This window comes from Sphingomonas sp. TF3, assembly GCF_003985085.1.
Lineage (GTDB): Bacteria > Pseudomonadota > Alphaproteobacteria > Sphingomonadales > Sphingomonadaceae > Sphingomonas.
Map to the genome: position 1 here is coordinate 37,621 of NZ_RWKS01000003.1, position 13,174 is coordinate 50,794.

Here is a 13,174-nt window from a genome sequence, read left to right on the forward strand (position 1 = left end):
GGCCGGCACAGACAGAAGGATCAGCCGTCATGGCCAAGTTCGACACCTATCGCGACGCCTTTCCCAACGCCCGCTTGACCCGCAAGGACAATGGCGTGCTCGAAGTCGCCCTGCACACCGACGGCGGCAAGCTCGTCTTCAACGGCCATACCCACGAGCAGTTCGTCGACCTGTTCCATGCGATCGGCGAAGATCGCGACAATCGCGTCGTAATCCTGACGGGTTCCGGCGATGCCTTCATGGATGCGATCGATCCCGAGGGCTTCGATTTCTTCACCCCTCGGGGCTATGACAAGATCCTGCGCGAAGGCCGCAAGGTGCTGTCGAACATCCTCGATATCGAAGTGCCGATGATCGCCGCGCTCAACGGGCCAGTGCTGCTGCACAGCGAATATGCGCTGCTCACTGATATCGTCCTCGCCACGCCAGAGACGGTGTTCCAGGACAAGCCGCATTTCGAGTTCGGCATCGTTCCGGGCGATGGCGTGCATGTCCTGTGGCCGCACGTGATCGGATCGATCCGCGGGCGCTATTTCCTGCTCACCCGGCAAGTTTTGGACGCCGGGACAGCGAAGGACTGGGGCGTGGTCAATGAGATCGTGGCGGCCGACCGCCTGCTCGCCCGCGCGCACGAGATCGCCGACGGCATCGCAGCGCTGCCGCCGCTCACCGGCCGCTATACGCGGATCGCACTCACCCAGGGACTGCGTCGATTGATTGAGGCGGATGGCGGCTATGGCCTTGCGCTGGAAGGCATCAGCGCTGCGGACGTCGCCCGCACGATGGCGGCCCAAGCCTGACATTTGCACCGCCGCTCGGCAACGCGCGGTCGGTGGCGTCCCCCTGACCGGGAATTCTTGAAGGTCCGCTTCGCTCAGAAGCGGACCTTTACTCATTCCGGGCCGGATGGGCTATATTGGTCGTGACCAGCGTTCGCTGAGCCATCGACGTAACCACCAAGCATATATTTGAACCGGCTGTTATGGCTTGCGGCTTTGCAAAACCTGCCGGTCGGCAATCAGCGAAGTCTGCTCGTTCGCAAGCCGAATACCGGAAGCCCGGCGAATGTCCGCTCCCTCCGCAAACCGCCCTTCTCCATCGGACCTGCGAATGACGGCTTTGTCCCAGGTTTCGCCCTTCCAGCTGGGCTGTAGTTTGAGCGTGCAGCGACGAATGGATGTCGGAAGTTGGGAAGGCGAAAAAGTCTCGGGAGTGGCCGCTCGTGGGTCACCGCCGCCACGAAGCTGGCGGCACCTGTTTTCGCGGTTCGACGGACGGGCGCAAGCGACTGCTAAAGTCCAGAGCTGCCATTGGTTTGCAGAGCAGTATTTCACGCCCCGATGCCGTTCCCGGAAGTGCCACATGCTCTCAGTCCGGCGTCTGGCAACACGCGGCATCCGTGGAAGCCCATTCAGCGTCGTTTGGCATTGCGCATCGCAAGCATTGCTTCGGGTTCGTCGGTCAGCAACATGGAGGCACCGGCGCGGACGAGCGCACCCCACACCGCATCCGGGGCCCGCAGAGCGTCGCGGTCGCTGCCCGCGCCGACCACGAAATTGCCGTCCAGCATGTTCACCCAAAGCCGCACACCCAGCGATCGCGCGCGTGCCGAAACCGTCGCGAGCATCGACAGTGGCAGGCGATACGGCAATTCGATGCCAACAGGCTTCACGCTGCCCGCCATCTGCGCGGAGATGATATCGGCGATGGCGAGGTCGCGATCATCGACATCCTGCGGGATCACCAGGAACGCCACTTCGTCATACGGTGCCATTGCTGCAAGCGGCAGCGATCCGGCACCGACCCGCGTCTTGAGCGTCACGCGATCTTGCGCACCGGCTTTGCGCGCGGCGGCGATGACTTGCGGATAGACGGCGTCCTTCACGTCGAGGTTGAGGACGATCCGATCCTTCGCGAGTTCCAGCATCTCGTCGAGCGTCAGCACGGCCTGATCGGTCATTGCCGCCGCCGGGCCGCCTTCTCCCTGACGCAGGTGCAATAGCTTGATCTGCGCCAAAGTGAGATCGGCGACCTTGCCGCTGCCGTCGGTGGTACGGTCGACACTGTCGTCGTGCATGATGACGAGATAGCCGTCGCGCGTTTCGCGTACGTCTGTTTCCATCATGTCTACGCCCATCGCCGCGCAGCGCTGCAAGGCGAGCGCCGAGTTTTCCGGCGCGGGCCCATACCCATGATGCGGGGCGGGCGCATGGCAGCCGCGATGCGCGACGACGACCAGCCCGCCCTGCGGATTGCGAACGTTGGCCATGATGTCGCGCGGTGTCGCCGCGCCCGCTGCGCTGCTCGCGAACAGCGCGAGGGCGGCGGTGAAGGGGAGAATTTTCATAGAGAGAGCCCAAATGGGAGAAGCGCGCCTTCGGGCGAAGGTTCGCGCGCCAGGAAAAGGCCCGGACGATCCCGTCCGGGCCGACAGGTCAGCGTGGAAGGATCACCATTTCAGGCCGACCACGAAGCGGACATTGCGGCCCCACAGGGGACGGCCGAAGATCGCGTCGGGCGTGCCCTGACCGGACAGAGTATCGCCTGCGGTATTGCCCTCGGTCAGGCCATGCGCGTTGGTGACATTGTCGCCGACGATCTGGAAGTTCCAGGGTCCATGATCGAACGTCATGCCCGCGCTGAAATAGCCATAGGCCGGCAGCGCGGTGGTGTTCGTCACATCGACATAGCGCTTTCCGACGTAATCGTAGCGGCCGTAGACGCTCAGTCGGTCACCACCATGGAACTTGAAATCGAGGCTCGGACGGATGTTGCCGTAGATTTTGGGCTGCCGCACGATCTGCTTGCCGGCCACTGCGCCGGCGCTGGCCCCTGTGGTGCTGGTGAAGTTGATGTATTTGGGGTCCTGCACCGTAACCGCGCCAGATACCGACAACGGACCCGCGACCCGCAAAAGCCCGTCCGCCTCGATGCCCTTATCTTCGGCAGATCCGACGAAGGCGACGATCTGGTCGCTGCGCCCGGTGGAAGGGTTGAAGGTGGTGAAGCTGGCGCTCAATGGATCGAATTTGGTATAGAAACCGGTGAGATACAGGTAGGAATGCCCGACCAGCGCCTTCACCCCTGCCTCGTAGAGCTTTGCCTTCGATGCGGTGAACGAGGAACCGGTGATCGCGACGGCGGACGCATAAGCGGGCACTTCGAGTTGCGATGCGCGCGCGTAAATGCCGAAGCGGCGGCTGAGATCGTAGTTCACGCCCGCCGTCCAGTTCGTCGCCTTGGGCTTGAACTTCGTGGTGACGATCGCGCCGGTGAAGCCTCGCGTCGCATTGTCGGCGAGCGTCGCCGCGTTGCCGAGATTGTACGAGCCCGTGGTCTGGGAAAAGCCGTTATAGCTATACCATTCCTGCCGAAGGCCGAGGTCGATCCGCAGGCGGTCGGTAACGTCCCATGTGTCGGTTCCGTACACCGCGACCATCTGCGCATCATATTTGCCGCCGACCAGCGACGCCGCGTCGTTCAGCGCGCCATTGTCGGTGACATAGCCCTTGACCGATCCATCGGCCCCGTAAGCGACGAGGTCCAAGGTCTTCGGCTGCGAAGTGACCTGGAGCAGGTAGTTTTGATAGACGGCGAAGACGCTGCTACCCCAGTCCGCGCCATAGACGCCGACGCGAATATCGTGGCTGCCCAAGGGGGTGTCGAACTTGCGCGTGACGCTCACGTCGCCTTGGCCGGAATAGAATTTCGCGTCGGTCGAACGATATTGCGCCGAAAGCACGAGGCCGGACTGGCTGGCGGGATCATAAAGCGAGGCACCGTTGGTGCCCGCAAAGGCATAGCCCAGATACGCGACATTGCCGAACGCCGCCTGCGCCGCCGCCAGATTGCTGTTTGCAAAGGTGGTGGCGACCAGCGGATTGGAGGTCGTATACAGCGCGTCGAAGTGCGAGCGCCCCTCGGTATAACCGGCCTTGGCGGAGACGTGCCACCCGCCGAAGTCACCCTCATAATCCAGTTGGGCGTTGCCGAAGCGCATATGTCGGCCATTGGCGAGATCCCCGCTCTGATTCTGCACGACGCCCGCGCCGTTGCGATACGCGATGTTCACCGAGCGCAGCGCCGGGGTGTCGAGCGTACCCGTCAGCGAATTGAGGTAGGGATTGAGGCTGACGGAGGGATTGCGGGGATCGGCAGTCGGCAGCGAGAGATAGAAGATGTTGCTGTCGTTGGTGTACTGGCCCGAGAGCTTGACGAAACCATTCGCAAAATCATGCTTCAAGTTCGCGCGGATCTGCCCGCCGCGATCGGACGGGAAGCCGGCATTGCGGTAGCCGTCATTCTGTCGCAGGAAGCCGCCGACCGCGTAATAGGTATCGTGACCCAGCGGTCCCGATTGATAGGCATCGAGCCGGTAGAGGCCCGTGGTCCCGACCGTCACCTGCGCCTCGCCCTGCGGTTTATCACTGCCGGTGCGGGTGATCACGTTCGCGATCGCGGCCGCACCGCTCGCATAAATCGGTGCCGGGCCGCCCCGCACGACCTCGACCCGCTGGGTCATCAGGTCGGGACGGTTCATCCCGTCGCCCGCGTTGAAGAAATACCCGTCGAGATCGTGGAACAGCGGCAGCCCGTCCTGCTGGAAATAGAGATAGCCGCGGTCGGTCGGAATGCCGCGCACGCGGGTGATGTTCTGCACTTCGCCGCCGGTTGATTCGACCTGGATGCCCGGGACGACGCTGAGCAGCTGCGCCATGCTCTGGGGCGCGAGTTTCTTGATATCGTCCGAAGAAAGCGAATTGACCGCGTAGGAAACGTCGAAGCGCCGTTGCGCGCGAGCAGATCCGGTGACGACGATATCGACCGGCTGTTCGGCTTCGGCCTTAGCGGGAGCCGCGGCGTTCGCCTGGTCGCTGGGCGCGGTCTCGGCCAGCGCCGGGCCACCGGCAAAGAGCGCCATGACGGCGGCATTGGTGAGCAGGCTTGTCTTGATTCGCATGATAATCCCCTTGAATTTGTTCGAGGGGCGCTTTCGTCGGGTTCGGTGACAGTTTTAATTGATTTCATGAAATTAAATCAGAGAGTTCCAAATGCGGTCAACGCCTACTTTCAAGCACGTCGTGTAGCGGAGCGAGCGCGGCACCCAGCACGACGGCCTTACTCCCAAGGCGGGATGCGTAGATCTGTGGCGTTGGCGCACGGAGCCCGCTGAAAAGGCGATTGCAATGCTCGGTCACCTGCGCCGCCAGCCTATCCAGGACCGATTGAGGCAGCGCGCCTGAAATGACCACCGCGCCGGGGTCCAGCCACGCGACGCCGCTATGCGTGGCTGCGGTCAGTTGCTTTGCAGCACGTGCGATCCATGTGTCGAAAACCGCGCGATACGGGTCCAAAAGGCCGTGCAGGTCAGCGAGAGATGCGACATCGGCACCTGCCCGGCGCAGGGTTTCCAGAAGATCGACCCCGGACGGCCTTGGTTCGCTGCCCGGAAAGAGCCGTCCGACCTCGCCCGCATTGTGGAACTCGCCGGAGAACAGGTCGCGCTCCGCGATCAGGCCGCCGCCGACACCATGGCCGAGAAAGAAGACGAGGATCGAACGGTGCTGGCGGATAATTTCCGGGCGATAGAATTCAGCCAGCGCCGCCGCAGCCGCATCATTCTCGATCCACACGGGCATGCCCAGCACATCGCCTAGAACCTCCCGCAACGGAATATTGTCCCACGGCGCGATCCAATCGACGACCGCGCGACGGTTACGATCGCCATCGATCGCGTACCCCGCGACCGCTACGCCCAGGCCCAGGAAGCGGCCCCGCATGAAACTGCGCTGCGCGACCAGAGTGCGCAGTCGCGCCTCGACCGTCCTTGCGAAAACCCTCGGATCATTTTGCGTAAAAGGCAGCGTATCCTCGAACAGAATCTCGCCCCGAAAATCGATTGCGACAAGCTCAAGCCATCCCGGGTGTACGGTCGCGCCGACCGACCATCCGCCATCGCCGGCGATCGCGACGGGAATCGTCGGGCGTCCGCGACCCGTCTCGGAATTCGTCGGAATATCCTCGACAAGCTGCTGTGTAATACGCGTCAAGGTGGCGGGGTTGATGCCGAGCGTTTGGGCGAGGTGCACGCGCGCGGTCGGGCCATGGATGCGCAAATGCTGCACGACGCGCCGTTGCGCTTCGCTGAGAATGAGCCTGGTGGGCGAAGACATGCGCATAACGCCCGATTATACAATTGCAGTGCGTCAAAAAAATGAAGGGTGAGCCCTTTATGGCGATCGGGCCATGTCCCGCTTCTCCGAGCCTTCGGGCGTATCCCTGCCAACCGAGCCGATTCCGCTCTCGACCAAGCTCGCTTACAGTTCGGGCAATCTGGGCAAGAGTTTCCTCTGGAACGCCTTCGAGAGCGTCCTGCTCTATTTTCTCGTGTTCAATGCGGGCCTGTCTGCAGCATATGCCGGTGCACTGCTCGCGTCGCTGATGGTGTGGGACGGCCTGGCCGATCTGGCGATTTCCTATCGATCCGACTGGACCGGACGGCGCGATGCGCAAGCACGCCTGATCCGGGTCGCGGCGCCATTGTGCGGTGCCGGTTTCGCGCTCATTTTCGCAGCACCAGGATTTGGCGGCACCGCCCTAACCGTGACCGCCGTCGTCGGAAGCAGGATCGGCTACACGCTGGGCGATGTCGGGCATAACACCCTGCTCTTGCGAGTCGTTCGAACCGAGCGGGATAGCGGAGACGTCTCCGCGCTGCGTCTTATCTTCAGCGCGCTTGGCGGGAGCGGAGTCGGTTTGGCGCTGGCCAAGGTTCTGGCAATTGGCGATCAGGCGGGGCGCAGCCATGCCTTTGTCATCTTCGGCGTCGTCGGCGGTGCCCTCTACGCATCGACCTTGATCTTCGCGCAAATCGCGACCGCGCGGCTCGCGGATGGCGAAAGAAAGCCGCTTAAAGTCCCGGCCATAACGATGCTGCGACGTTTGCTTGCCAATCCTGCCTATCGCTTCGCGCTGTGTGTCGTCGCCATCCAGAGCATGTTGATCCCCTTTTTCTCGCGCGCGCTTCCGTTCTTCGGCCACGCCGTGATGCGGGATGCGGCCTGGGCGGGTTGGGCGCTCGCCAGTATGACGTTTGGCCAGGGCGTTGCGCTACCTCTCTGGATGATCGTCGCGCGGCACATTCCGACGCGCACTGTCTTGGCCGTATCTCATATTGGCCTCATCCTATCGATTGGCTGCTTCGCGTTCAGCCTGACCTCGACCGCTGGCATGATCTTTCTCGCATTGCTTGGCGGAAGCCAGGCGGGCATGAACACCGCCATCTGGGCGCTTCTGGCGATGAGCGTGCAATCGGAACGCGGCAACGGGATTGTCGGCGAAGCCTTTCCGATCGGGCTGTTCGTCGCGACGTTGAAGGCCGCGTCCGGGTTGGGCACCGCGTTGCTTGCCGTCCTCGTCGCCAAGCTCCTCCCGGTTTGCCCATTATGTCCGCCGATTCCGCCTTCATTTGTCCTGTCGGGCGCGCTTGGTATTCCTGTCCTGGGTGCGATCTGCGTCTTGTACTTGCAGTTTGCGTCCTCCAGACGCCGATGAATGCCTCGGTTCATGACCGAAATCTGAGGCTGACGCTTATTTGCCGTCACGCGGCTTAGTCTATGAAATTTAAGCGCATTTCGCCTGTCTTCTGGCGATGACGCCTTACCTGTCTTCTCTCCGCTCAAAGTCGAATGCGAGCGCTGACCTGCACCGAACGCGGCGCGCCGGGTGCGTAGAAGGTCGAGGATAATAGCGGGCGCTCGCCGCCGATCACCGGGGTGGCGAAGGGGCGCGCTACGAAACGGCCAGTGCCGTCGAATGCAGTCGCCGCGAGCTGTGCGGCGGTGGCATATTGCTTGTCGAGCAGGTTGTTCACCTGGAGCGTCAGCGTGACGGCCCTGGTAACGTGCAGTTCGGCACCGCAATTGATGACCGCATACGGTCGCGTGCTCCCGGCACCGAGGTAATAAACGCCGTCGGGCACATGCGCGTTGTTCTCGTTGCCGCGCGCAAAGACGCCCGAAACAGCGATAACGTCAACATCGAGCGACAGGCGCTTGATCGGATCCCAGCCGACCGCCGCCTTGGCGATCGAACGCGGGATTAGCGGAATGCGATTTCCCCTGCTGATGGCGATCGTGCCGTCAAACCCGGGGGCGACGCCGTCATTGCTGCTGTTGCCCGAGGCACCGACGTGCTCGCTGCTGCGGTACGTGGCGTCGAGCCAGGTATAATGGCCCGAAAGCCGAACGGCACCGAACGTGGCGGTCGCATCCAGATCGACGCCTTGCCGCCGCGTGCGGCCAAAGTTCCGGAAATAGCCAAAGCCTGCGGCGTCGTTCGCCACGAACAAAATGTCGTTGCGGCTGTCGGTGCGAAAGGCACCGATGCGCCAGGTGAGGGGGCCATGCGTGCTGCCATGTACGCCGACCTCAAGCGTCGTCGCGGTCACCTGGTTGAGCGGTGGATCCCCTGCCAACGCATTGGGCAGCCGACACGGGCTTGCCGGATCGGAGCAGCCGAGCTCGATCGCCGAGGGCGCGCGGCTGGTCTGCGCGATCGCGGCATCGAAGCCGAGCTGCTTGAACGGCATCCAGGCGACGGCGATAGCGGGGTTGAAGGCGGAGAAGCGATGATCGCCCGTCAACGAACCGGTTCCGGCAACCGGCGTGATCCGGTCGCGATTGCCGACGCTCGTGCGATCGTAGCGTGCCGACAGATCGACTCGCAGCGTGCCGGTCAGCATCAGCGAATCGGTGCCGTAGAGGCCGAGATTGGTGGTCCGACCGTGCAGGTCGACGCGCGCGTCGAACGCGGTTTCGGATTGCTGCGTCCCGTCGGCAAACGCACCCGGGCCAGTGACGCCGACCACGCCGCGCTCGGCAGTCAAATAGGCGAATTGGGCGGATTGCGCGAAGTCGGCCTGGCTATCCGAATAGCTCGCGCCGAACGTCAGCGTCTGGTGCAGCCCGGCGAATGTCGTGGTAAGTGTTGCCTCCATGCTCGCGCCCCATTCGCGCTGGTCGGTCGCCGAACGGTTGATCAGGCCGTTGCATTTTTCGTTGGGCTCGGTGTCGAGCAGCGCCTCGGCGATACAGCGATAGCGCGGGAAGGGCGTGTTGCCCTGCGTTTCGCCACTTAGCGGAAAGCCGGTAATGTTGGCCGCAGCCAAGGCGGCGCGCTCGGCGGCGTTGGGCTGGTATAGATTTTCGCCGAGCGCATTGTCGTTGACGTCGCCATTGAAGGTGCGGGTCTTGATCCGCCGCCAATAAACGTTTCCCGACAGCGACAGTGCGTCCGATACGGTGTGCTTTGCGGTCAGATTGACCAGCCCCGAGCGGTTCCGCGTGACGTCGGGCTGGGTGTAGACGCTGCGGCGATCGGCGGCGAGCAGGCGCTGTTCTTGCAGTCCGTTGCCGTTGAGGTCGGTGTCCGCGTAGCTCGTTGAAAGCTGCAGATGCGTCGTCGCATTCGACCAGCCGAACTTGGCGAATCCCTGATAGGCGCTGGAGGTCGAAAAGGCGCGCCAGCCGCGCTCGTGAAAGGCGTTGCCGCTGACGAACCAGTCGAACCCGCCGCGCATCGCGCCCCCGGCCTGCGCCTCGAGCGTGCGGCGTGCGAACGATCCGACGCCGACATCGAGCAGGTAGCCGGGGTCCGAGTTGCCGTCCTTGGTGCGGATCGATACCGCACCCCCCAGCGAGTTGCGCCCGAACAACGGGTTCGAGCCCGGCACGAGGCTAACCGAGCGGATTGCTGATTTGGGGATCAGGTCCCAGCTGACGATATCGCCGAACGGCTGGTTGAGCCGAACGCCGTCCAGGAAGACCGACAACCCCTCCGGCGTGCCGAGCAGCGGGGAAGCGGTGAAGCCACGATAGTTGATGTCGGGCTGAAGCGGGTTGCCCTGCATTTCATTGACGAACACGCCACCGCTCAGCCGCTTGAGATAGTCTGTGAGGTCATTGGCATGCGCGCGCTGGAGCTGCTCGTCGCTGATGGTCTGCGCTGGAAAGCGCAGCGCGCCCTCGCCGACATCAAACAGGGGCGTGGCGGTGACGACGATATCGGGGCCGGTCTGGTCTTGCGCAAAGGCGGCGAGCGGGAAGACGAGCGCTGCCCCCGCAATGCCGACGCGCGAGAACAGCCGCACCGCGATCGGGCACTCCGACTTCGCGCTCCCGTCCATCACCGGGCCGTACAGCGCAGCGGCACGGGGGCAATGTCGGTGAAGGTGGCGACGTCGCCAAACACCGTGGCCGCCTCGGGCGATGCCAGCGCGGCGTCGAGCGCCGCGCCATCGCTGAACTCGAGCACCGCGACCGCCGCATAGGCCGGAGCGGGTTCCTCTGGAATAAACGCGGAGGCGCGGGTCAGCCCATACCGCGTCCAACTATCGCGTACGAGCGGCAGATGCCGGTCCAGATAGGCATCCAGGTCGAACGTCGCGCCGTCGGTTCGGGGATAGGTGACGAGCAAGGTGGTCATGTCAGCGCGCCTTTGCGAGATAGCCGACCATCCGCTTCTTAGCGAAGGGCGGGAGATTGGCCGCGCGCGCGGCGGCGAGATTGGCGGACGGGCCGTCGCCGGCCTGCACGACCGCGACCATCCCCATTGAATAATGCGGTGCGCATTTGATGCCGTAGATGCCGGGCGTGGTGACAACGAGATCGAAAGACTTGCCCATCGCACCTTTGCTCGGCGTGACGCCGGCGGGCAGCATCGTGGGGATCAGCTCGGCATTGTGCACCGGGCTGGTCGGCACGAAGCGTACCGTGTCGCCCGGATTGGCCTTCACGAAGGCGGGGACGAACACCATCGCGCCTTCGGGGCCGCTATCCCTCATCTCGACGACGATCGTCTTGGCGGGCACGGTCTTGGGTGCCTTCGCACTTACGCCGGTCGCTCCCAGCGCGGCAGTCAGACACAATGCGGCGGCGATCAGTCTCGACATCATCTTCTCCTCACGATCGTCTCGCGCGGGCGCTCGGCCTTGGCAGCGGACGCTTGGTTATCGCGAGCGAGCATGGAGGCAGACTGACGGTCCGCAAATTGCCCTTTGGTGCAATAGCGCGGTCGTGGGTTTTGGGCACAATAGAGGCAGATAGCCCGCATTGGTGTCAGCCACCGGGCTCATATTCAGGAGAGAAACTATGCTGCACCAGGCGCTCGAAGGTTTGAAAGGCAAGGTCGCGATTCGCTCGACTTATGACAATTACATTGGCGGCCAATGGGTCGCGCCGGTGCAGGGGCGCTATTTCGACAATCCCTCGCCGGTGACCGGCCAGACGGTGTGCCAGGTGGCGCGTGGTACCAAGGAAGACATCGATCTCGCACTCGACGCCGCGCACAAGGCGAAGGACGCGTGGGGCCGCACCTCTTATGCCGAACGCGCGGTGATCCTCAACAAGATCGCCGACCGGATCGAGGCAAATCTGCCGCTGATCGCGATGGTCGAGACAATCGACAACGGCAAGCCGATCCGCGAGACGACCGCCGCCGACATTCCGCTCGCGATCGACCATTTCCGCTATTTCGCGGGCTGCATCCGCGCGCAGGAAGGGGGCATTTCCGAGATCGACCATGACACGGTCGCGTATCATTATCACGAGCCGCTGGGCGTGGTCGGCCAGATCATCCCGTGGAATTTCCCGATCCTGATGGCGGTGTGGAAGCTCGCGCCCGCGCTCGCCGCCGGCAATTGCATCGTGCTCAAGCCAGCCGAGCAGACGCCGATGTCGATCATGGTCTTGATGGAGATTATCGGCGATCTGCTCCCGCCGGGTGTGCTCAACGTCGTCAACGGTTTCGGCGTCGAGGCGGGCAAGCCGTTGGCGCAGAGCCCGCGCATCGCCAAGATCGCCTTTACCGGCGAGACCACGACTGGCCGCCTAATCATGCAATATGCGACCGAAAATCTGATCCCGGTCACGCTCGAGCTCGGGGGCAAGTCGCCCAACATCTTCTTTGCCGATGTGATGGATCAGGACGACGATTTCCTGGACAAGGCGCTCGAAGGGTTCGCGATGTTCGCGCTCAATCAGGGCGAGGTGTGCACGTGCCCGAGCCGCGCGCTGGTGCATGAAAGCATCTACGACCGCTTCATGGAAAAGGCGGTCGCCCGCGTCGAGAAGATCGTGATGGGCAGCCCGCTGGATCCTTCGACCATGATCGGCGCGCAGGCGTCGAACGACCAGCTCGAGAAGATCCTGTCCTATTTCGATATCGCGCGCGACGAAGGAGCGAAGATCCTCACGGGCGGCGAGCGCGCGCAGCATGGCGACGATCTGGGCGGCGGCTATTACGTCAAGCCGACGATCATCTCGGGCAACAACAAGATGCGCGTCTTCCAGGAGGAAATCTTCGGCCCGGTGGTGGCGGTGACGCCGTTCAAGGACGATGCCGACGCGCTCGCGATCGCCAATGACACGCTCTACGGGCTCGGCGCGGGGGTTTGGACCCGCGACGGAACGCGCGCCTATCGCATGGGTCGCGGGATCCAGGCCGGACGGGTGTGGACCAATTGCTACCATCTCTATCCGGCGCACGCAGCCTTCGGCGGGTACAAGCAATCGGGGATCGGGCGCGAGAACCATCGCATGATGCTCGATCACTATCAGCAGACCAAGAATTTGCTCGTCAGCTACAGTCCGAAGCCGATGGGGTTTTTCTAGCGTATCGACCGAAGCCCGGCGGTCTGTTCCCTTGGCCGTCGGCTGCGGCGGGTCTTCGGACCCGCCGCTTTTTCCCGCGTTTCAGGAGCCGAGCGTGACGCCACCTGCCCGTATTCTCGCAACCGACGCCGCGATCGCCTTGATCGATCGGCTGAGCGCGATCCACGGGCAGGTGATGTTCCACCAGTCCGGGGGATGCTGCGACGGATCGGCACCGATGTGCTACCCTGCGGACGAGTTTCGGGTCGGTGGGCAGGACATTTTGCTGGGGCGTATCGCCGACGACGTGCCGGTGTGGATCGGTGCCGCGCAATTCGCCTATTGGCGGCATACGCAGGTGACGATCGATGTCGTGCCCGGGCGCGGCGCGGGGTTTTCGCTCGAGGGGCCCGAGGGACTGCGCTTCATCATCCGCAGCCGCGTCTTCAGCGACGCCGAGGTCGATGCGCTCGACGCGGCGGGCGTGCCGGTCTGCGGTGCCGGATGATCCATGGCAATCGACG

Annotated in this window: 10 protein-coding genes; 4 read left to right on the forward strand and 6 right to left on the reverse strand. The window is 63.4% G+C overall.

Going from position 1 to position 13,174, the window contains the following annotated elements; all coding sequences use genetic code 11:
- The first annotated feature begins 29 nt into the window (after nt 1-29).
- A complete protein-coding gene (locus EJC47_RS03045) occupies nt 30-800 on the forward strand; it encodes an enoyl-CoA hydratase/isomerase family protein (protein WP_033963523.1) in 771 nt (256 codons plus the stop codon).
- A gap of 611 nt (nt 801-1,411) precedes the next feature.
- Here the strand turns inward: EJC47_RS03045 and EJC47_RS03050 are convergent.
- The 3 genes from EJC47_RS03050 to EJC47_RS03060 form a co-directional block, all read right to left on the reverse strand.
- Entirely contained in the window at nt 1,412-2,347 is a 936-nt protein-coding gene (locus EJC47_RS03050; RefSeq protein ID WP_126845445.1) for a glycerophosphodiester phosphodiesterase family protein, read from the reverse strand.
- Nucleotides 2,348-2,449: 102 nt separating this feature from the next.
- A complete protein-coding gene (locus EJC47_RS03055) occupies nt 2,450-4,960 on the reverse strand; it encodes a TonB-dependent receptor (RefSeq protein WP_185867546.1) in 2,511 nt (836 codons plus the stop codon).
- A gap of 97 nt (nt 4,961-5,057) precedes the next feature.
- Nucleotides 5,058-6,173, reverse strand: a complete 1,116-nt coding sequence (locus EJC47_RS03060; protein WP_126845446.1) for an ROK family transcriptional regulator — start codon at nt 6,171-6,173, stop codon at nt 5,058-5,060.
- 73 nt (nt 6,174-6,246) lie between these two features.
- On the opposite strand from EJC47_RS03060, the gene EJC47_RS03065 reads away from it, so the two are divergent.
- A complete protein-coding gene (locus EJC47_RS03065; RefSeq protein WP_126845447.1) occupies nt 6,247-7,554 on the forward strand; it encodes an MFS transporter in 1,308 nt (435 codons plus the stop codon).
- A 124-nt stretch (nt 7,555-7,678) separates the two neighbouring features.
- Here EJC47_RS03065 and EJC47_RS03070 read toward each other — a convergent pair whose 3' ends face one another.
- Genes EJC47_RS03070 through EJC47_RS03080 form a run of 3 tightly spaced genes read right to left on the reverse strand, consistent with a single transcriptional unit; the run spans nt 7,679 to nt 10,954 of the window.
- Nucleotides 7,679-10,186 (reverse strand): TonB-dependent receptor, encoded by a 2,508-nt coding sequence (locus EJC47_RS03070; RefSeq protein ID WP_126845448.1) that lies wholly within the window; start codon nt 10,184-10,186, stop codon nt 7,679-7,681.
- On the reverse strand, nt 10,186-10,485 hold the full coding sequence (locus tag EJC47_RS03075) for an EthD family reductase (RefSeq protein ID WP_033963526.1): 300 nt from the start codon (nt 10,483-10,485) through the stop codon (nt 10,186-10,188). Before EJC47_RS03075 ends, EJC47_RS03070 begins: the two co-directional genes overlap by 1 nt.
- Nucleotide 10,486: 1 nt before the next feature.
- Nucleotides 10,487-10,954, reverse strand: a complete 468-nt coding sequence (locus tag EJC47_RS03080; protein ID WP_052192054.1) for a pseudoazurin — start codon at nt 10,952-10,954, stop codon at nt 10,487-10,489.
- Between the two features lie 196 nt (nt 10,955-11,150).
- On the opposite strand from EJC47_RS03080, the gene adh reads away from it, so the two are divergent.
- On the forward strand, nt 11,151-12,671 hold the full coding sequence (gene adh / locus EJC47_RS03085; RefSeq protein ID WP_033963527.1) for an aldehyde dehydrogenase: 1,521 nt from the start codon (nt 11,151-11,153) through the stop codon (nt 12,669-12,671).
- A 94-nt stretch (nt 12,672-12,765) separates the two neighbouring features.
- Nucleotides 12,766-13,158 carry a DUF779 domain-containing protein gene (locus EJC47_RS03090; RefSeq protein WP_126845449.1) on the forward strand — a complete coding sequence of 131 codons (393 nt, stop codon included), beginning with the start codon at nt 12,766-12,768 and terminating at the stop codon, nt 13,156-13,158.
- Nucleotides 13,159-13,174 lie beyond the last annotated feature (16 nt).